General features: G+C 49.9%; 19 protein-coding genes. 17 read left to right on the forward strand and 2 right to left on the reverse strand.

The genetic code is table 11. The features are described 5' to 3' along the window. The first annotated feature begins 140 nt into the window (after positions 1-140). The 8 genes from ACRQV7_RS01230 to ACRQV7_RS01265 all read left to right on the forward strand — a co-directional run bounded on the left by ACRQV7_RS01230 (position 141) and on the right by ACRQV7_RS01265 (position 7,254). Positions 141-635, forward strand: a complete 495-nt coding sequence (locus ACRQV7_RS01230; protein ID WP_444659102.1) for a PcfB family protein — start codon at positions 141-143, stop codon at positions 633-635. An 11-nt stretch (positions 636-646) separates the two neighbouring features. Beyond that, positions 647-2,431 (forward strand): VirD4-like conjugal transfer protein, CD1115 family, encoded by a 1,785-nt coding sequence (locus ACRQV7_RS01235; RefSeq protein ID WP_444660182.1) that lies wholly within the window; start codon positions 647-649, stop codon positions 2,429-2,431. After that, the gene (locus tag ACRQV7_RS01240) at positions 2,428-2,643 is read left to right on the forward strand and encodes a Maff2 family mobile element protein (RefSeq protein ID WP_444659103.1); all 216 of its coding nucleotides are present in this window, start codon (positions 2,428-2,430) and stop codon (positions 2,641-2,643) included. The genes ACRQV7_RS01235 and ACRQV7_RS01240 overlap by 4 nt, the downstream gene beginning before the upstream one ends. Positions 2,644-2,722: 79 nt before the next feature. After that, a complete protein-coding gene (locus tag ACRQV7_RS01245; RefSeq protein WP_444659104.1) occupies positions 2,723-2,938 on the forward strand; it encodes a Maff2 family mobile element protein in 216 nt (71 codons plus the stop codon). Positions 2,939-2,970: 32 nt separating this feature from the next. Next, positions 2,971-3,840: a VirB6/TrbL-like conjugal transfer protein, CD1112 family gene (locus ACRQV7_RS01250; protein ID WP_444659105.1), complete on the forward strand. Its 870-nt coding sequence runs from the start codon at positions 2,971-2,973 to the stop codon at positions 3,838-3,840. 33 nt (positions 3,841-3,873) lie between these two features. After that, complete coding sequence (locus tag ACRQV7_RS01255) at positions 3,874-4,269, forward strand: PrgI family protein (RefSeq protein WP_444659106.1); 396 nt, start codon at positions 3,874-3,876, stop codon at positions 4,267-4,269. 4 nt (positions 4,270-4,273) lie between these two features. After that, positions 4,274-6,643, forward strand: a complete 2,370-nt coding sequence (locus tag ACRQV7_RS01260; RefSeq protein ID WP_444660184.1) for a VirB4-like conjugal transfer ATPase, CD1110 family — start codon at positions 4,274-4,276, stop codon at positions 6,641-6,643. A 17-nt stretch (positions 6,644-6,660) separates the two neighbouring features. Next, entirely contained in the window at positions 6,661-7,254 is a 594-nt protein-coding gene (locus ACRQV7_RS01265; RefSeq protein ID WP_444659107.1) for a nitrogen fixation protein, read from the forward strand. Between the two features lie 46 nt (positions 7,255-7,300). Here the strand turns inward: ACRQV7_RS01265 and ACRQV7_RS01270 are convergent, their stop codons facing one another. Then, positions 7,301-8,602 (reverse strand): ATP-binding protein, encoded by a 1,302-nt coding sequence (locus ACRQV7_RS01270; protein ID WP_444659108.1) that lies wholly within the window; start codon positions 8,600-8,602, stop codon positions 7,301-7,303. A 157-nt stretch (positions 8,603-8,759) separates the two neighbouring features. On the opposite strand from ACRQV7_RS01270, the gene ACRQV7_RS01275 reads away from it, so the two are divergent. The 9 genes from ACRQV7_RS01275 to ACRQV7_RS01315 are packed head-to-tail and all read left to right on the forward strand — an operon-like array spanning position 8,760 to position 19,839. Further along, complete coding sequence (locus tag ACRQV7_RS01275; RefSeq protein ID WP_444659109.1) at positions 8,760-9,719, forward strand: DNA-methyltransferase; 960 nt, start codon at positions 8,760-8,762, stop codon at positions 9,717-9,719. After that, on the forward strand, positions 9,716-11,938 hold the full coding sequence (locus ACRQV7_RS01280; protein ID WP_444659110.1) for a CD1108 family mobile element protein: 2,223 nt from the start codon (positions 9,716-9,718) through the stop codon (positions 11,936-11,938). Before ACRQV7_RS01275 ends, ACRQV7_RS01280 begins: the two co-directional genes overlap by 4 nt. A gap of 18 nt (positions 11,939-11,956) precedes the next feature. Beyond that, positions 11,957-12,220, forward strand: coding sequence for a DUF4315 family protein (locus tag ACRQV7_RS01285; RefSeq protein ID WP_444659111.1), 264 nt, complete (start codon positions 11,957-11,959; stop codon positions 12,218-12,220). Continuing rightward, the gene (locus tag ACRQV7_RS01290; RefSeq protein ID WP_444659112.1) at positions 12,207-13,031 is read left to right on the forward strand and encodes a CD1107 family mobile element protein; all 825 of its coding nucleotides are present in this window, start codon (positions 12,207-12,209) and stop codon (positions 13,029-13,031) included. The genes ACRQV7_RS01285 and ACRQV7_RS01290 overlap by 14 nt, the downstream gene beginning before the upstream one ends. Continuing rightward, a complete protein-coding gene (locus ACRQV7_RS01295; protein ID WP_444659113.1) occupies positions 13,028-15,097 on the forward strand; it encodes a DNA topoisomerase 3 in 2,070 nt (689 codons plus the stop codon). Before ACRQV7_RS01290 ends, ACRQV7_RS01295 begins: the two co-directional genes overlap by 4 nt. Before the next feature lie 14 nt (positions 15,098-15,111). Further along, positions 15,112-16,956, forward strand: coding sequence for a DUF3849 domain-containing protein (locus ACRQV7_RS01300; protein ID WP_444659114.1), 1,845 nt, complete (start codon positions 15,112-15,114; stop codon positions 16,954-16,956). A gap of 4 nt (positions 16,957-16,960) precedes the next feature. Then, positions 16,961-18,178, forward strand: coding sequence for a DNA mismatch repair protein MutS (locus tag ACRQV7_RS01305; protein ID WP_444659115.1), 1,218 nt, complete (start codon positions 16,961-16,963; stop codon positions 18,176-18,178). Next, the gene (locus ACRQV7_RS01310) at positions 18,175-18,399 is read left to right on the forward strand and encodes a transposon-transfer assisting family protein (protein ID WP_444659116.1); all 225 of its coding nucleotides are present in this window, start codon (positions 18,175-18,177) and stop codon (positions 18,397-18,399) included. Before ACRQV7_RS01305 ends, ACRQV7_RS01310 begins: the two co-directional genes overlap by 4 nt. Continuing rightward, positions 18,400-19,839, forward strand: coding sequence for a DUF3846 domain-containing protein (locus ACRQV7_RS01315; protein ID WP_444659117.1), 1,440 nt, complete (start codon positions 18,400-18,402; stop codon positions 19,837-19,839). A 368-nt stretch (positions 19,840-20,207) separates the two neighbouring features. Here ACRQV7_RS01315 and ACRQV7_RS01320 read toward each other — a convergent pair whose 3' ends face one another. Further along, entirely contained in the window at positions 20,208-21,164 is a 957-nt protein-coding gene (locus tag ACRQV7_RS01320) for a hypothetical protein (protein ID WP_444659118.1), read from the reverse strand. Positions 21,165-21,178 lie beyond the last annotated feature (14 nt).

Consider the following 21,178-nt stretch of genomic DNA (forward strand, 5'->3'; position numbering starts at 1 on the left):
AAGGTGGTAACAGTCGGAAATAGTCTCCGGCTGATTTTTTATGTCCGGAAGGAGGTGCATATCATTTTCAGCCCTTATTCGAGCGGTGTACCGCCTTAGTCGGAGGCAGCACCAACTATTTTCAGGAAAGGAGGTTTTTAATGCAGGAGGAAGTATCAACGAAGATCGTTGCAATCGCAATTCGCGGCGGCAAGATCAGTGCCGAGGTGCTGGATAAAGCTTTGAAGAAGTTTGTTCAAGAGCTTGAAAAGGCTCAGAAGACAGCATCGCAGCCAAAGACCTATCGCGGGAAGCAGACGGTCAAGCATCTTGTCTCCCAGAATGCAGCTATCTCCAACATTGAAGTCACTGACGGCAACATCAAATCCTTTGATCGCACAGCGAAAAAGTACGGGATAGACTATGCGCTCAAAAAGGACACGTCTGAGCTGCCGCCCCGTTACATCGTATTCTTCAAAGGCCGGGACGTAGATGTAATGACTCAGGCTTTCAAAGAGTTTTCGGCCAAAACCGTGAAGCGTCAGGAAAAGCCTTCTCTCCGTCAGCAGCTCTCCAAACAGATACAGAAAGCGAAGGAGAACAAGCATCGGGAGAAGGAGAAAGTCAACACAAAGGAACGAGGCGTTGAGCTGTGACGAAGCCGAACATGAAGAAACTCGTTCTTTTGAATATCCCGTATGTCTTCGCATTTTACTTCGCTGATAAGGTCGCGTTTGCTTTCCGATCAGCAGCCGGAGGCGATCTGCTCTCCGTGCTCTCTGCCGGTATGTCGAACCTGAGCACGGCTTTCAGAAATCCGCTCCCAAGCTTCAATCTGACGGATTTGCTGATCGGTGCAGCCGCAGCATTGCTTCTCAAGCTTTTGGTATATGTGAAGGCTAAAAACCGGAAGAAGTTCCGGCAAGGAATTGAATACGGCTCGGCTCGCTGGGGCACATCCGAAGACATCAAGCCGTACATCGACCCCGTGTTTCAAAACAATGTCATCCTGACGCAGACCGAAAGGCTTACGATGGACAGCCGTCCGAAGCAGCCGAAGTATGCGCGAAACAAAAACATCATGGTCATCGGCGGATCCGGATCGGGCAAAACCCGGTTCTATGTGAAGCCAAACCTAATGCAGATGCACTCTTCATACTGCGTGACCGATCCCAAAGGTACGATTCTTGTCGAATGCGGAAAAATGCTGGTCAGGAACGGATATGCCGTAAAGAGCCTGAATACCATCAACTTTGCAAAAAGTCTGCACTACAACCCGTTTGCCTACATCCATTCCGAAAAGGACATCCTCAAGCTGGTCAACACAATTATCGTCAACACAAAAGGTGAAGGCGATAAGTCCGGCGAAGATTTTTGGGTGAAGGCAGAAAAGCTCTACTACACGGCACTCATCGGCTATATCTGGTACGAAGCACCGGACAACGAGAAAAACTTTACTACTCTGCTCGAAATGATCAATGCTTCGGAAGCCCGTGAAGACGATGAAACCTTCAAAAACCCGGTGGACAAGATGTTCGATGAGCTTGAAGCTGAGGAACCGGAGCACTTTGCAGTAAAACAATACCGAAAATATAAATTGGCGGCTGGCAAGACTGCAAAAAGCATTCTGATTTCCTGCGGCGCTCGACTCGCCCCCTTCGACATCGCCGAGCTTCGTGAACTGATGAGCTATGATGAATTGGAGCTGGATACACTCGGAGAGCGCAAATCCGCTTTGTTTGTCATCATCAGCGATACCGACGACACCTTCAACTTTGTAGCGGCAATCATGTACTCGCAGCTCTTCAATCTTCTCTGCGATAAAGCGGACAACGAATACGGAGGAAGGCTTCCGATACATGTACGCTGCCTTTTGGATGAGTTCGCAAACATCGGGCAGATACCGAAGTTCGACAAGCTAATCGCCACAATCAGAAGCCGGGAAATCTCGGCTTCTATTATTTTGCAGTCCCAGTCTCAGCTCAAGGCGCTGTACAAGGACAGTGCGGACACAATCGTCGGCAACTGCGATGCTACGCTCTTCCTTGGCGGCAAAGAGAAATCCACCCTCAAGGAAATCTCTGAAATCTTGGGCAAGGAGACAATCGATCTGTACAACACATCCGAAACACGCTCAAACAACAACTCCTACGGTCTGAATTACCAGAAGACCGGCAAGGAGCTTATGAGCCAGGACGAGCTTGCTGTTATGGACGGAGGCAAATGTATCTTGCAGCTTCGAGGCGTGAGGCCTTTTCTCAGTGACAAGTACGACATAACGAAGCATCCGCAATACAAGCATCTGTCCGATTATGACAAGCGAAACGCCTTCGATATTGAGAAGTACCGAAGCCGGAAGCTCGTCATTAAACCCGAAGAAAAATTCGACCTTTACGATGTCGGCGAAATTGAAGCCGACGAAAACAAAATTGATATGGAGGAAAATGTATGACCTTTATTACTTCTGCTGTTGACGTTCTCAAAATCCTTGTTATCGCTCTCGGCGCGGGCCTTGCGGTGTGGGGTGTTGTGAACCTGATGGAAGGCTACGGCAACGACAACCCCGGCGCCAAGTCTCAGGGCATCAAGCAGCTCATGGCTGGCGGCGGCGTCATTCTGATCGGCACTACCCTCATTCCGCTGCTCTCCGGTCTGTTCTCCTGATCGTTTTTCAGTCAGTGTACGCATGGGGAGAGTGTAAAGGCACTCTCCCCTTTATCTTAGAAATTGGAGGTAAAACTATATGTCTTTTATCACTTCGGCAGTTGATGTTCTCAAAATTCTTGTTATCGCTCTCGGTGCCGGTCTTGCGGTGTGGGGTGTCGTAAACCTCATGGAAGGCTACGGAAACGACAATCCCGGTGCCAAGTCTCAGGGCATCAAGCAGCTCATGGCTGGCGGCGGCGTTATTCTGATCGGCACGACGCTGATTCCGCTTCTGTCCGGCTTGTTTGCGTAAATTTCCGGCGATAGCAGAAAGGTGGTGAAACATTGGGCGGTATTCTCGACAAAATCTCAGATGCCATAAAGGAATTCCTGATGGGGCTGATCGAGAGCAACCTGACCAACATGTTCACCGATGTCAACGACAAGGTAGGTACAATAGCAACGGAGGTCGGAAAAACGCCTTCGAGCTGGAACGGCAGCATCTACACTATGGTCAAGGGACTGTCCGATAACGTGATAGTCCCCATTGCCGGTATCATTATTACCTTTGTCCTGTGTTATGAGCTCATTTCGATGGTCACGGAAAAAAACAACATGCAGGAAATGGACACATGGATGTTTTTCAAGTGGTTCTTCAAGGCAGCGGTAGCAATCTATCTGCTTACCAACACCTTCAATATCGTGATGGCAGTATTCGACATAGGGCAGCACGTCGTTGGCGGTGCAGCCGGAGTAATCGGCGGCAGTACAAGTATTGACATAGCATCCACACTGGACACAATGCGAACAGGCATGGAGGCTATGGAGATCGGTGAACTGCTTGGTCTGTCTATCGAAACATTGCTGATCAGCTTGTGCTTGAAAATCATGTCCATTCTCATTACGGTCATTCTCTACGGCAGAATGATCGAAATCTACCTGACCGTAAGCGTCGCTCCCATTCCTTTTGCAACAATGACGAACCGGGAATGGGGCAACATCGGCACGAACTATTTCAGAGGCTTGTTTGCTCTGGCATTTCAAGGCTTCCTGATCATGGTCTGCGTCGGCATTTACGCTGTGCTAATAAACAACATGATCATTGCGGACGACATTCATTCGGCCCTGTTTTCTGTGGCGGCGTACACAGTAATCTTGTGTTTCTCGTTGTTTAAGACCGGAAGCGTGTCAAAGTCGATCTTCAATGCTCATTAAAGAGGAATGAGTATACCCGAAAGGAGGTATCACATGGCATTTGTTCCGGTCCCGAAGGACCTGACAAGAGTTAAAACAAAGGTTGTTTTCAACCTGACAAAACGGCAGATCATTTGCTTCTCAGGCGCAATCGCTGTTGGCTTGCCGATATTCTTTCTGACTAAGCCTCATATCGGGCTTTCGTCTGCGGCAATGCTGATGGTGGTGCTGATGCTCCCGTTTTTCTTCCTTGCAATGTATGAAAAGGACGGAATGCCCGCAGAGAAGATTGCCGGTAATCTGATAAAGACGATGTTCCTCAAGGACAGAATTCGCCCTTATCGGACAAACAACTTCTACGCTGCCATCGAGCGCGAAATAAAAGAACAGGAGGACTTGGAAATTGAGCAAAAGCACAGCAAAGCCAAACGCAGCCGTAAAAGACGGTAAGACAATCGGGCTGGCGCTTTCCGCTGCCGAGAAGAAGCGGCTTGTCGAAAAAAAGAAGCGAGACAAGCAGGCGCGCAAGGTTCCGAGGTCGGCGCAGCAGACCATTCCGTATGTAGAGATGTGCAAGGACGGAATCTGCAAGGTCAATTCGCATCTCTATACAAAGACAATTCGGTTTTCAGACATCAATTATCAGTTGGCGCAGAACGATGACAAAACCGCGATCTTTGAAAACTGGTGTGATTTCCTGAACTACTTTGACAGTTCGATCTTCGTTCAGCTTTCCTTCATCAATCAGAGAGCAAGCCTGAACGAATTCAAGAAGGCAATCAACATCCCGCAGCAGGAGGATGACTTCAACGACATCCGAACCGAGTATTCCGACATGCTGCAAAACCAGCTTGTAAAGGGCAACAACGGCTTGATCAAGCGCAAATACATCACCTTCGGCATTGAGGCGGATTCGATCAAATCCGCAAAGCCCAAGCTGGACAGGATTGAGATTGACATTCTCAACAACTTCAAGACGCTCGGCGTGGAGACCGAGCCTCTGACCGGCTATGAGCGGCTGCGTGTCCTGCATGATGTGTTTAACATGGACAGCAACGAGCCGTTCCGCTTTTCTTTTGATATGACGGCGCGAACCGGCCTGTCATCGAAGGATTTCATTGCTCCGACTTCCTTTGATTTTCGTGAAGGCAAGGTATTCAAGATGGGGAGAACAATTGGCGCGGTGAGCTTCCTTCAAATCCTTGCCCCAGAACTCAATGACCGGATGCTTGCGGATTTCCTTGACATGGACAGCAACATTACGGTTAATCTCCATATCAAAACACTTGATCAGGCACAAGCCATCAAGCAGATCAAGTCCAAAATCACGGATCTCGACAAGATGAAAATTGAAGAGCAGAAGAAGGCGGTCAGGAGCGGATATGACATGGACATCATCCCTTCTGACCTTGCTACTTACGGCGGTGAAGCCAAACGTCTTCTGCAAGACCTTCAGACCCGAAACGAGAGGATGTTCCTCGTTACCATCATCCTCATGAACACCTCGAACAACCGGCAGAAGCTTGAGAACAACATCTTCCAGACGGCATCCATCGCGCAGAAATACAACTGTGCGCTGAAAAGGCTTGACTTCCAGCAGGAAGCCGGACTGATGTCCTCGCTCCCTATCGGTATCAACCAGATCGAAATCCAGCGGGGACTTACCACATCCAGCACGGCAGTATTTGTCCCGTTCACCACTCAGGAGATATTCCAGCGCGGCGAAGCACTCTATTACGGGCTGAATGCGCTCAGCAACAACATGATCATGGTAGACCGCAAGCTGCTTAAAAACCCAAACGGGCTGATCCTCGGAACGCCCGGCTCCGGCAAAAGCTTTTCGGCGAAGCGGGAGATGACGAATGCCTTCCTGCTTACCAACGATGACATCATTGTCTGTGACCCTGAGGCTGAATATTTTCCTCTGGTACACAAGCTCGGCGGTCAGGTCATCAGAATCTCGCCGATCAGCATGGATTACATCAATCCTCTGGACATCAATTTGAACTACTCCGAAGAGGAAAGCCCGCTGACACTCAAAAGCGACTTCATTCTGTCGCTTTGCGAGCTGATTGTCGGAGGCAAAAACGGGCTTGAGCCGGTGGAAAAGACACTCATTGACCGAAGCGTGAGGCTTGTCTATCAGGACTTCCTCGCCGATCCCGTTCCTGAGAAGATGCCGGTTCTCGAAGACCTCTACAACATCCTTCTCAGGCAGAACGAGCCGGAAGCGAAGCGTATTGCGACTGCCCTTGAAATCTACGTTCACGGCAGCTTGAATGTCTTCAATCATCGCACCAACGTCGATGTGCAAAACCGGCTCGTCTGCTATGACATCAAGGAACTCGGGAAACAACTTAAAAAGCTCGGCATGTTGGTTGTGCAGGATCAGGTGTGGAACAGAGTGACAGTCAACCGCGCCCAGCACAAGGCGACTCGGTACTACATGGATGAGTTCCATCTGCTCTTGAAGGAAGAACAGACGGCAGCGTACAGCGTTGAGATTTGGAAGCGGTTTCGAAAGTGGGGCGGAATTCCGACCGGCATTACTCAGAACGTCAAGGATCTGCTGGCATCCCGCGAAATCGAGAACATCTTTGAAAACTCCGATTTCATCTACATGCTCAATCAGGCATCCGGCGACAGGCAAATTCTCTCCAAAGCCCTCAACATCTCTCCAAGTCAGCTCAATTACGTCACAAACAGCAATGCCGGTGAAGGTCTGATCTTCTATGGCTCGACCATCATCCCGTTCAAGGATGACTTCCCGAAGGATACAATGCTCTATCGCATTATGACCACCAAACCCGAAGAAATGCTTTAAGCAGGAGGATTTTGAATATGAACAAGAACACCAAACAGGATTATGAAGTGATGGTTGCGGAAATGACCGAGCTGTACGGCGATATGCCCGTTGAGATGACCTTCCGCGAGGTCAAGGAAGGCATCGACAGCTTCTTTGCGCTGATGGGGATGACGGTTGAACTGGTCAACCTGATCTGCGAGGAGTCCGAGCTTAAAAAACACCACAGAGCCTATCTCCATGTCAGAGAGGAAATCGACGAGTGCATCTCTGCGGTGACAGCGCATATCACCGACACCCTTGATGCGCTCGCCGACAAGGAAGTGACCGTGCGCTGCGAGGATTTTCCCTTTGCCGAGGCTGAGGACAACGATGAAACCGTCACGCTGGCGAAAGAGAAGTATGCTCTCATGGTCGAGGATCTGCTGACGATGGCAGAGCTGATTGATATGGTTTCGGATATGCGCACAAAGGATGTCCGCATGATCGGAGAACTGGGCAAATATGTCCCCACCTTTGCCGCTTTTGAGAAAGGACGGCTTTCTCTTTACCGCGAGGCGGCGAAAGAAGCCGAGGAAATTATGCAGCGATGGGACGATGACTTTGAGCCGGACGAGTATTTCGCCGACTGAGATAGCAAAAGCCCATCACTGCACAGGGCGGTGATGGGCCTGAGGATCAGATCACAGTGTCATCCAACAGAAAATCAATAATTCCAATATTCAGAATGCCGTTATCGTCGTACCATCGCTTGCGGATGTCATGCCGGACGATAATTTTCGGGAAGGAATCGCCGGTCAGAGCGAAGGGCTTGTTCTCGGTGATGGCTTTTTCCTCCGTCCCCAGCGCGTAGGCAGACTGGATGTAGGTTTTCTTGCCCCCGCTATTTGCGATGAAGTCAATCTCCCGAGCCACCTGAGAAACCTTGCCTTGACTGTTCTTTTCCGCTGAATACACAATTCCGATGTCAACCGCGCAGTCCCGGATCATTAGCTCATTGTAGATGATGTTCTCCATGATATGCGTCATTTCCTGCTGCCGAAAGCCGATTCGCGCGTTCCGCAGACCAATGTCCTCGCAGTAATACTTGTTGGGATAATCGAAATAGCTTTTGCCCTTCACATCCCAACGCTTGCATTCGGTGAACAGGAAAGCGTCTGACAGATGATCCATATAGGACTTGACGGTGTTCAGCGCCACGACATTTTCACCGGCTCGTTTCTGCCTGGTGTTGATGGTGTCGGCAACCCGCGTCGGATTGGTGAGCGAACCGATGGAGGAACAGAGCAGATCGAGAATGGAGGATAGCACATCCTCCCGCTGAATATGTCTGCGCTCCACGATGTCCTTCAGATAAACCTCCGAGAACAGAGAAGTGAGATAGTTCATTTTCGCTGTGTCATTCGGGCGTGACAGAATCAGCGGCATTCCGCCGAAAAAGGCATAGGTGTCAAACGCATCGCTCTTGTCTCCACCGACTGCGGAGTAGTATTCCGCAAAGCTGAGCGGATGCACACGGATTTCATCGCTGCGCCCCCGAAACTCGGTGAGGATGTCCGAGGACAGCATCTTGGAATTGCTGCCGGTGACATAGATGTCCAGATTGGAAATGGATTTCAGGTCATTGAGCGCATCGTAAAAGGTGATCTTTCGCCCGTCCGCATTATAGGGATTGGCAACCTCATCGGACATCTGAATCTCATCCACGAACAGATAGAATTGCTCGTCTTTGCCCTCCGCCAGCTCCCGGACAGCTTTCGTAAGCTCCAAGGGATTGCGGAAGCGAATGTCCCTCGCCAAATCAAGCTCGAAGGAAAGAATGTGATCCTCCTGCACACCTTGCCCCAGCAGATAATCCCGAAACAGATTACGCAGCAGATAGGACTTCCCGCAGCGGCGAATGCCGGTGATGACCTTCACCTGTCCGTCCCACATGAAAGAAATGATTTTATTCAAATAGCGATCCCGTTTGATTTCCATAAGCGCCTCCATTGAAAACTTGCTCGCTTTATTGTGCTACTTTTCAATCAGAATTATACACCGGCCTCAGGTCGAAAACAAGCGTTTCATTGAAATGTTATATATTTTTGTGGCGTAGTTTTCAATGAGACGCGGCAAAATACACTTTTAGAAGGAGTTGATACCTATAGAGCTTGATACAATCTATACCGGTGACAGCCTTGAAGTCTTGAAGACTTTTCCCGATGACAGCATCCAGTGCTGCGTGACATCCCCTCCGTATTATGCGCTGCGGGATTACGGCATGGACGGACAAATCGGGCGTGAGGATACCCCGCAGAAATATGTAGCGCGTCTGACTGATGTTTTTACAGAGGTCAGGCGCGTTTTGCGTCAGGACGGTACGCTGTTCCTGAACATTTCCGATACCTACACCGGGAAAGGCAATCAGGGCGAAAGCCTTGACCCCAAATACCCAAATGGGAGAACCGGACAGGCTGTGGCAATCAATCGGACAGTAGAAGGCTGCAAATCCAAGGATATGATCGGCATCCCGTGGATGCTCGCCTTCGCACTCCGCGACGCCGGATGGTATCTGAGAAACGATATTATCTGGATGAAGCAAAACCCCATGCCGGAGAGTGTCAAAGACCGCTGTGCAAGATGCTACGAGCATGTATTCCTGTTTGCAAAAAGCCCCAAATACTACTTTGACCACATGGCAATCGCAGAGCCGATAGCTCCTGCAACGTATGACAGGTTGAAGCGCGGTATGAAAGGCGGCAACAAATACGGCAAAGCGATTCCCGGTCAGCCGCAGACACAGAACATCAACAAACCCCGTGAGCCGGGAACAATCACAGACAGCATGATTTCGCCACTGAGAAACCGGCGCGACGTATGGGTAATCAACACCGTCCCGTTCTCCGGCGGTCACTACGCGGTTTTTCCTCCAAAGCTGGCAGAAACGTGCATTCTCGCCGGATGTCCGGTTGGAGGCACGGTCCTTGATCCTTTTATGGGCAGCGGAACGACCGGACTTGTCGCAAAGAGGCTTGACCGCAGTTTTGTCGGGATAGAGCTTAACCCGGCATTCTCTCAAATGGCTATGGAGAGGATTGAAGGTGACGCCGTATGAGCACGGATAAGGGCGAACTGAAACCCCGCGACAAGGTAGTAACCAAGATGACCCGCGAAGGGGCTGTGAAGGTAAATCTGACCGAGAACAGCACGGAACGGATCAGTAAACGCCTTGAGGAAACAAAGCTGGTGCAGCCTTCCGAAGTAAAGAAGATCGCACCTTCTGTTTCGGAAGAGGAACTGAAAGCGCAGCTCAGAAAGCGTCAGGTGCAGGAGCACAGGGAGGATGCTCAGGAGCCGCCGTCTCAGCCCGACGCAAAGGAACAGGTAAAGGACAGCAGCGTTGATCAATCGATCCCGCATGGTGCTCCCGGCTCCCCGCTGCATTCGTCAGAAATTGTTTCTCCCGCCCCTGTTCCGAAGCATGTTGTGGCGGAAACTGTTCTGGCACGGAAGCTTACAAGAGGCTCCGATGCTAAATACGTTGACAGTGATGCCATCCTGAGCCGTGCCGGTGAGAGAGCATCCCCCGGTACACGCTCCCCGGATGAACCGGTCAGCAAGCATCTTGAAAAGCTTGAAAAGAAATCCGAAATCGCCCACGGAAAGCTTGATGCCGCAAGGGATAAGCTGCCGACGAAGAAGGTGTTCAAATCCGAGCGAGTTTTTGACGACGCAGCCGGAAAATCTCACACAAAGCTTCATTTTGAGGATGAAATCAAGCAGCCGAAAACATCCGGGAAGCTGACTTTTGAGGTAAAGAAGGATGTCCAAAAGCTCGGCGATTCCCTCGGTGACGCCGTTCACGGCAAGCTTCATGAGGTAGAGCAGGAAAACACCGGCGTCGAAGCGGCTCATAAATCCGAGATTGTCGCTGAAAAGGCAGTTCGTGGCGCGGCGCGGCATGAGAGATCGAAAAGCACTAAGCCTTATGAAAAGGTGTCCAAGCTCGAAGAAAAAGCCGATAAAGCCGATTTCAATGTGTATTATGAAAAAACCGTTCAGGAGAATCCTGAGTTGAAAGGCTCAGGGCGAAGTAAATTCTATCAGAAGCAGCAGATCAAGAAGGAATATGCCGCCGCAAGGAAAGCCGGTACTCAGACTGCGGGGACTGCCGGAAAAGCCGCTTCCTCCGGGGCAAAGAAAACCGGCGAAAAGGCATCAGAGAAGATCGGCGAGTTTGTTAGGAAAAACAAGAAGGTCTTTGTCTGGCTCGGCATCGGTGTTCTTATCGTTATCTTCTTCGTCGCCGGTATCAGTGCTTGCTCTGCCATGTTCGGTCAGATGGGCAGCGGTGTAATTGCATCGTCGTATCTGAGTGAGGACGATGCCATGCTCGGCGCAGAGGCGCAATATTGCTCGATGGAGGCAGACCTGCAGTATGAGCTTGACCACTATGCTTCTCTGCATCCCGGCTATGACGAGTATCAATTTGATCTGGATGATATTCAGCATGACCCCTATGTGCTGATCTCAATTCTGTCTGCTCTTCACGGCGGTGAGTTTAAGCTTGCTGATGTACAGGGAACGCTCGGAATGCTGTTTGACAAGCAGTACATCATCACAACGACGGAAGAAATTCAGGTCAGGTACAGAACTGAAACACGGACCGGCAGCTATACGGTGACAGACCCGGATACAGGCGAAACAACGACCGAATATTACGAGTACGATGTTCAGGTCCCCTATAACTACTACATTCTTCATGTGGAGCTTGAGAACTTCAATCTCAGCCATGTTCCGGTCTATATCATGGGACAGGATGAACTGAGCATGTACGCCATGTATATGTCCACGCTTGGAAACCGGGAGGATCTGTTCCCGTCTTCGTCCTATGTCTCAAAGTACATTACAAACCCGCCTGATGATTACGAGGTTCCCGCCGCTTATCTGGATGACGCCACATTCAATACGCTTATCACCGAAGCCGAAAAATATCTCGGCTATCCGTATGTGTGGGGCGGCAGCAATCCCGATACATCCTTTGACTGCTCCGGTTTCGTTTCATGGGTGCTGACGAACAGCGGCTTGGTAAACACGGGAAGGCTTGGCGCACAAGGGCTTTACAATGTCTGTACGCCCGTTTCGCCTGCGGATGCCCAGCCTGGTGACCTGATATTCTTTGTCGGCACTTATGACACGCCGGGCGTCTCGCACGTCGGCATCTATGTCGGCGATGGAGTCATGCTGCACTGCGGAGACCCCATCCAGTATACATCCATCAACACTTCCTACTGGCAGCAGCACTTCTACGCCTTTGGAAGACCCCGCTATTAACTTTGAAAGGACTTCGATATGAGTACAAAACTTGAAAAGGTCACATCGGAAATCGAAAAGACCGAAAAGAAAATCACGGAGATGCAGGATCAGCTTCGTGAGCTGTACGACAAAAAGACTGAGCTTGAGAATGTTGAGATCGTCAATACCATTCGTGCAATGGTAATGGACAAGGAGAGCATCCTTGATTTCCTCAAGACGATGAAACCGGCTCAGGACAAGTCTGTTAAGGCAGCAACCTATCATGCGTCCGAAAAGGAGGATTTGAATGAAAACGAGTAAAAGAAGTTTCCTGCGTATCCTGTTTACGCTTGCAATCTGCGTGGTGACGCTCTGCTGCTTCTCGGTGACGGCTTTTGCCGGTGCTGATGATGTCGCGCAAGAGCTGCCGGAGGCTACGGAAGAGCCTGTAACGGATGCAACGCCCGATTCTACCCCGGAGTCTGCGGCTGAGCCGAGTGTCACGGAAGAGACATCCTTCACGTCTGACGGCAATGCTGTCACCCGCGATCTTCTCTATGACAAGACCACAAACAAGCAGTTTATCGTCATAGAAACAAAGAGCGGCAACACCTTTTACATCATCATCGACTACGATCAGCTTGTAAATGAGGAAGAGGAACTGTATAAGACGTACTTCCTGAACCTTGTGGATGAGCGTGATCTGACCGATCTGATGGACGATGAGGACATCGGCGCGTACTCCTGCACCTATACCGATAAATGTGTAGCCGGGGATGTAAACACAACCTGTCCTGTCTGTTCCGTTAATATGAGTGAGTGTACCGGTAAAGAAGCGGTGTCAGAAACCCCGGCAACCGATACCCCGACCGACGCGGAACCTGTGGATACAGAGCAGTCTTCCGGCGGAAGCAGCCTCATCACAGTCCTGATTATTGCCCTTGTTGTTGCTGCTGCCGGTGGCGGCTACTGGTACTTCAAGTTTGGCAGGAATAAAAAGCATGACGATGAAGACTTGGACTTCTACGATGATGAAGGCTACGAGGATGAGCCGTACATCAACGAGGATGCAGAAACCGATGAATCTCCTGCCGACAACTCCGCCGAGACCGAGGGGGATGACGAGGATTGATTTTAGTTATTGCTGAAAAGCCGAGCGTGGCGCAGTCCATCGCAAAGGTGCTGGGTGCGTCTGTGCGTAAGGACGGCTACCTTGAAGGCTGCGGTTATCTCGTCTCCTGGTGTGTCGGGCATCTTGTGGGGCTTGCGGATGCAAGCTCTTATGATGCCCGGTATGCGAAATGGCGGTATGAGGATCTTCCGATTGTCCCTGACGAATGGCTTTTTGAAGTTCCAAAGGCAAAGGAAAAGCAGTTCAATATTCTCTCTTCTCTTATGAGAGACAACAGAGTAACAGAGCTTGTCTGTGCGACAGATGCAGGACGCGAAGGAGAACTGATCTTCCGGCTGGTCTACAACAAAGCAGGATGCAGAAAGCCGTTCAAAAGGCTTTGGATCAGTTCGCTTGAGGACTCCGCTATCAGCGAAGGTTTTTCTCATCTGAAAGACAGCTCTGAGTATGACCGGCTGTATGAATCGGCACTCAGCCGTTCAAAAGCGGATTGGCTCGTCGGTATTAACGGAACACGCCTCTTCTCAACGCTTTATCATCAGAAGCTCACGGTCGGGCGTGTCCAAACGCCTACGCTTGCTATGCTTGTTGAACGCGACGGCAGGATCACCGGCTTCAAGAAGGAAAAGTATTTCAACGTACACATTTCAAACGGCGCGGTGACCGCAGACTTGGAAAAGACCAAGGACATCGCCGAGGCAAAGAAAATCGCGGAGGCTTGCAGCAAAAAGCAAGCCTCCGTTTCTTCTGTCTGGAAGGGAAAAAAGACAGTCAACCCTCCGAAACTCTACGATATGACCACGCTGCAAAGAGAATCGAACCGGAGCTTCGGCTACACGGCGCAGCAGACGCTCGATCTTGTTCAATCACTGTACGAGAAGAAACTTCTGACTTATCCGCGAACAGACAGCCAGTTTCTCACCGATGATATGGAAAACACTGCTCGTCAGGTGATCGGCATTGTTTGTCGAAAGCTACCGCTTTTTCAAGGAATTGATGTGTCGCCGGACATCAAGCGAATTCTCAACAGCAGTAAGGTCAGCGATCATCATGCCATTATCCCCACCGTCCAGCTTGACCGGCAGAATGCCTCTGAGCTTCCTCAAACCGAACAGAACATTATGAATCTTGTCGGCATGAGGCTGCTATGCGCTGTATCCGGCAAGCATGAGTACGAAGATACCCAGCTTGTCATAGCCTGTGAAGGTCATGATTTCAAGGTAAAAGGCAAGACGGTTCTCACCGAAGGCTGGAAGGCAGTCGAGCGGCGTTTCAAGGCTTCGCTCAAGGATTGCAAAAAAGAAGATTCCGATGCGGTACTGCCCGATTTCAAGGAAGGAGATTTTATCCCGTCCGTAGATGCTTCCGTGACGGAGCATTTTACTTCACCTCCAAAGCAGTATTCGGAGGATACTCTTCTCGCCGCAATGGAGACAGCCGGAAACGAGGATTTCAACGAAGACACGGAAAAGAAGGGCTTGGGCACACCGGCGACAAGAGCCGGAATTATCGAAAAGCTTGTGTCAACCGGCTTCATAGAGCGGAAAGGCAAAAGCCTCATTCCCACGAAGGACGGCAACAACCTTGTCTGCATTCTTCCTGAACAGATCACTTCCGCAAGGATGACCGCAGAATGGGAAAACACGTTGATGGAGATTGAACACGGTCAGGCTGACGCCAAACAGTTTCTCGACGGCATCACGGAGATGGTCGGAAAGCTTGTACAGACTTACCCGTTCCTTGCTTCCGAAGACGCATCCCGTTTCAGCGGCGGCAAAGAGGAAATCGGAAAATGCCCACGCTGTGGAAGTCCGGTTGTCGTAGGCAAAGGCAACTTCCATTGTGCCAACAGGGATTGCGCTTTTTGCCTGTGGGAAGACAACAAGTTCTTCCGTGACAAGAAAAAGAAGCTGACAAAGAAAGTCGCAGCGGCGCTTTTGGACAAAGGCCGCTGCCGGATGACCGGCTTATACACTCCGAAGAAAGCCCAGCTCTTTGATGCAACCGTCGTGCTGGATGACAGCGGCGGCAAATACGTCAGCTTCAAGCTTGAATTTGACAAATGAAGGGACGGTAAAAATTGGCTGAAAACAAAAATGCCCAGCAGGTCCGTGAGATAACGGACAAACTGGAACAGGGCATCAAGGAGCTGTTTGAAAGCGAGAAATATAAAGAATATCTCCGTACCATGTCCAAGTTCTACAATTACTCCTTCAACAATACGCTGCTCATCGCTATGCAGAAGCCCGACGCAACGCTTATTGCCGGATATACCTCATGGCAGCGCAACTTCGACCGGCACGTCTTGAAGGGCGAAAAGGGGATCAAGATACTCGCTCCCGCGCCGTACAAGGTCATGGAAGAGCGCGACAGGCTCGACCCGTCCACACAGAAGCCGATCTCCGATCAGGACGGAAATGCTCTCAAGGAGACAGTGGAGGTCACGAGACCGGCGTTCAAGGTCGTAAGTGTATTCGATGTCAGCCAGACAGACGGAAAGGAAATTCCTGATATTGCCGTTGATGAACTGACGGGCAGCGTGGAGAACTACACAGCTTTCTTTGAAGCTCTAAAACAGGAGTCACCTGTGCCGATTGCGTTTGAAGACATTCCCGGCGGAGCGAAAGGCTATTATCATCTGGAAGACCGCCGAATTGCCATTCAGGAGAACATGAGCGAGATACAGACCATCAAGACCGCTATCCATGAAGTCGCTCACGCAAAGCTTCATGCGCTTGATCCCGATGGAAAGCGTGACCCCGAAAAGATGAAGGACAGCCGAACCCGCGAGGTCGAGGCTGAAAGCGTCGCCTATACGGTTTGCCAGCATTACGGCATCGAGACATCTGATTATTCGTTCGGCTATGTCGCCGGTTGGAGCAGCGGCAAGGAAACAAAGGAGTTGAAAGGCTCTCTTGAGACGATCCGTTCGACAGCCGCCGAGATGATTGAGAGCCTTGATGAGAAGCTGAAAGTTATCCTGAAAGATCAGGAGCAGACCAAAAGCCCATCGCTTTTAGAAGTGCCGGTCTACAAGGAGACTGCGGAACATGCCCGCAACAACAGTGAGCTTGAAGCCTATCGTTCCTCATACAAGGCAAACGTCGCCTGTAAGGATGCCATTGAACAGGCAATCAGTGACCATTACTGGCATAACAGCCTGAGCGATGAAGGGACAAAGAGCGTCCTTGCACAATTTGGTGCTGAGCGCGTCCAGTATGTCCTTGCAAATACCGTCCAGCACAAGGATTGGGACGGACGCATCTCAAATGACAACAAGGAGTGGGCAAAAACTGTGCCGATTTGTGCCGGAAACAGCGATTATTTTGTCGTGGACAAGTCGCATCCGGGCTTGACAGACTTGTTCCTTACCCAGACACGAAAAGAGCTTGAAGCGACCGAAAAGGAGAAAACAGCCGTTTCCCCGGAACAAGATCCGGCACTTGTCTCGCCGGAAGCGGATGAAGTCTCTTCTGTTGAGAAGACCAACGCGGAGGCAAAATCTCCCGTAGATTCACCGGTTGAAGAAACCGCGCAGAAGCATCGTCTGACGCCGGATGAGCGAAAGATCAAGGATGCTGTGACAGACAGGCTCAAGGAGCTGATAGCTGTTCGGAATGACGGCATACTTGCGACGTATAAGGCGTCTCCGCAGTCTCAAAGAATCCTCATGGATAATCACGTCAGGATAGAAAAGGATACGGTTCTCAAGAGCGGAGAGCCGCTTTTTCACATCCATCGCCGGTTTGCCGCGAAGAAAACACAAGGCTGTTATCTTGAACTGAATCCGACCCTTGAATATGTCATGCCCGAAAAGAAGGTAGAGAAGGCATCCATCCGTGATCAGCTCAAGGCTTCGGCAAAGGAAAAAGCTGTGCCGCAAAAGCCGGACAAGCAGAAATCTAAAGGCTTGGAAATGGAGTGATGCAATGAACAAACACACTGGGGTTGACCTGTATGAAGCACTCGGAAAGGTCGTAGAAGAGAACACAGCCTTCTATAAGGACGATTTTGAGATCGACAAACGGATCATCCAGAGAGCAGCGGAAAGCGATGAGCCGGATGAAAAGCGCCTTCTATGGCTTTCCCGGAAGTCCGGCACGCAATGTCTCAACGAACGGGAAGCGTTTATCCGCGACACCCGTGATTTCAATACTTGGCAGTTCTACGCTCAGCAGGCGGACGATCATTTTGTCGCTTTCATGGTCGAGCCGTATTTCATTCAGGGCAAGGCTGCAATCGGCAATCTGTACGAGCTGGATTTTCGTGAACATGCAGCGGAAATGGCTAAGAAAGCGGTCCGCGTAAGCGAGAAAGAAATAACCTTCGAGGATGGCTTCATCACCCGAACACCGTTCAATATCGGATGGGGTGCCGTTTCCAATATGGTTGAAGAGCACGGCAATATCGTAAAGCAAGTCGCTGTCCCGCAGGACCCGGATAAGCTTCATGATGTTCTTGCGGAGCAGCGCCAGAAACGATATGCAATGAAGGAAGCAAAACGGGTGGAAATCCTTCTGCCGCTCACATTCGCCGAACAGAACGCTTATAACGCCGTCAAGGAAGCACATCCCGCATCGCTTATCTGCTTTGCTCAGCACGGATACTATGAGCTTTACGGTGATGACGCTGAGAAGGCGTCGGCGGTTCTCGGAACAAAGCTTCTCTCAAAAGAACTTGAAGGCGGTGGCAGTGTTGCAGTGACAGGATTTCGGGAATCAGCTTGGTTGTCCGGCTCGCATCGGCTGTGGAAGACCGGAGAGGATGTTTTGCTCTTCACGAACGGCGAGATAGAAAAGGATCTGAAAGCCGCTGATTACATTCCTGTCGGACTGGTTATCAGGATCGACAATCATCCGTATCAGATCGACGCGGTTGATTTCAAAGCAGATGAGGTCAGGCTTCATGCTGCGGCGGCCGGGGTTAATCCTCAACAGCTTACGGAAGACATCGCTTATGTCCGCAGCTATGTCGAAGAAACGCCGATTCCGCTCACCAAAGCCGAAATCAAAGCAATCACGGGCAAAACGGATGGTGAGAAAAAGCGGGAGAAACCGTCTGTACGAAACAGGCTCAAAGCGGAGCAAAGTGCTCAGCGAAAGACGCCCAGCGTCAACAAATCCAAAGGAAAGGATATGGAGCTATGAACAATTTCACAGTGGAAGAGACAAACCTGATCTGTATCTTTGACACTTCAAGCCGGGCGAAACTGATCTCCGAGATGAAAAGCGTTCCGCTTGCCGATCTCGATGATGAGATGCAGCAGCTTCTTTTCCGGGTAGTACACAAGCTTGAGAAGATGAACGATGAAGAATTCAGCCGGTGCGATTTTGCACCGGCTGAATTCATGGATGAAAGGAGCGAGTAAATGCCCAATATTGATGAAGACTTTGAGAAAGAAAACAGCGGTAAAATCTCTGTATTGATTATCGAGCCGATGAAGGAGCCTTATGCTCAGGAGATCGACAGCTGCTTGGCTTCGCTGCAAAAGGCTGTTGGCGGAGACATCGAGGCGGTTTATCCTTACGACGATCCGGTCGCCCTTGTCTGTAACGAGGAAGGAAAGCTGAACGGCTTGCAGCTCAATCGTGCGCTCAGAGCTGAGGACGGAGAAGTTTATGACATCATCGCCGGTACTTTCATGGTAACGGGGCTGACCGATGATGATTTCGGCTCTCTCTCGCCGGAGCTTCAGCAGAAATACGCGGAGCAGTTCAAGCAGCCGGAAATGTTTGCCCAGATAAACGGTAAGATAGCCGTAATTCCCGTTGTGCCTGAAACGGAGCCGGAACAGAAAAGAACGCTGGACATCTACCAGATCAAAGATGATGAGCTTGGCAAGAAGATGTCCTTCATGAATTTTGACTATCTCAGAAGCTTTAACATGCCGGTCACGGCAGAGAGATACGATAAGATATATACCGGTGACATGAAGCAGGGAGAGGACCTTGAAGGAGTTTACACTCGTTTCAATCTCAACCATCCTGCGGATTATCGCGGTCACAGCCTCAGTGTCAGCGATGTAATTGTTGTGCATGAGAACGGCAAAGACTCGGCTCATTTCGTGGACAGTTACGGATTCAAGGAGATCCCGGACTTTTTCCAGACGCGTGAAAGACTCCTTGACGCCACAACTCAGGGACTTGCGGTTGCCGGACATATCGGTACATGGCACGTTATTGATGAGGCAAAGGTTGAAGATAAAGCGTTCTTTCTCCTTGAGCATGATACTTACGGGGATGAGGCGGCAAGTATCATTGTTGACGCCAAAGGAAAGCTCGTTCTGGATGAAATCTACAACGGGTTTGATGATGAGACGCTGGAACAGCTCCGGCTCGATCAGCTTGCTGTCAGCAATCCTCCCGACCCGTCGATCACGACCGATGAAATGAAGGAATACGGTTACGCTTGGGGCGGGATGCTTCCCATGCGCGATGAAGCCGCAGCGACCGCCTTTGAAAAACCCGGATGCGATGTTTTCAAGCTCTATGCGGACAACTCGGAAACACACGTCATGAATCCCTCAGAGATTGCAGAACACGCAAAGCGCGGCGGCATTTTCGGCGTTACCAAGGAAACATGGGTTGCTGCCGTGGAGAAGGAAAACAGTCTCAAAAACGCGGAAATGTCGATGGAAGATGACTATGGGATGATTGACGGAATCATCAATAACGGACCGAAGGAGGAAAAGCAGCCTGAAACGGTGAAAAGGGCTTCTATCATGGATCGGCTCAAAGAAGCCAAATCCGAAAAGCCGATAAAGAAGGATGCTCCGGCAAAAGCCAAGAGTAATGATCTCGAAATATGAGCAGAAGCGCAAAGTGGAAGGCTGAGTGGAGCTTCTTTCTGGATAAGGACGGGCGGCGGAAGTACAATTACTTCTGCCGCCGCTGCGTCCATGAATGTAAGCAGAGTTTTCGAGCCGGTCTTATTGACTGTCCGAGTTTCCTTTCAAAGCGTTCAGAGAGAAACAAAAAAGTGTTGAGATAAGTGTCGCTTTTCAGCGATTTCTTGAGCTTCACGGCGGCTTGCAAGATAGCTCCGTTTGCTTTCTCATCCGCATTGACAAGCGTCGGAATGCGCAAAAAAGAACCCATTGTTGGCACTTATCAATCGCCATCAAAAACTGAAAGAGCCTCAGCCGGTGCCCCAACGGGTATCGGCTGAGGCTCTTTTCTATACTTTTTTACCGTAAGTCTTCGGAAAATGCTTTTTACCGAGTTGCCATAAGTATTGATCAAGCTGCTTGAGCGAGTATTCGTCCAGTCCGTAGAACTGACGGAACCTATTTAAGACATCCTTGAAGCGGGCATAATTCTTTAGGTCGTTGCTTGAAAAGGAATCAAACCGGTCTTTGCTGCGAAAATGGCACAGCACATCATCGACATAGCTATCATAAATAGGATAAGCTTCTGTGTTATGATGGCTGCAATACTTTGTTGCAAAAGAATAGAAATGCTTTTGCTTGCCACCAATCTCAACATCTTTGATTTCATCTACTAATAATTCATCGCCCGCGCGAAGGCGTTCATCAATTCTCAGAGAAAGGATATGCTTTGCAACCGGGTAGATTGAAAAGATATTAGTGCTATAAAAATCATTCAGGGTTGCGGCCTTGATCAGTATATCCTCAATATTGCTGTTATCGGGAGACAAGACAAAGAAAAGCTTATTCAGTGCCAGCTCTTGAAGCCGATAGTTTTCAAGGGAGTCCCACAGTTCAAGATATAGATTTACTTCATAAGCTGATGGACGAGGGATGTCTTTATCCGTTCGATGCTGTTTGATCGGTGTAGAAATTTTTTCATTTTGATGGATGATATTGCCATCGTCAGCCAGAATAAAACGGCGTAGACGTCGGATATGTGACATATAGCCGCTTAGATTAGCATCAATATTCCCACGAGATCGTACCATCAATGTGGTTTTTAGATGCTCTTTTGCAATCGATTCAAACTCAGGATCATACAATAACGCCCAGAAGTCAAGTGATGAATCATTCTTGAACAGATAGAATGCGTCGTTACGGGATGTTTGTATTGTATTTTGTGATAATCCTTGCTCTTGTAAATACTCTGAGTAAAGTCGCTGGATTTCCGAATATTCAAGTTGCCGCAATTCATTTATTGTCATGTGAACTCGCCTCA

It is taken from the genome of Caproiciproducens lactatisolvens, from assembly GCF_052443335.1.
Lineage (GTDB): Bacteria > Bacillota > Clostridia > Oscillospirales > Acutalibacteraceae > Caproiciproducens.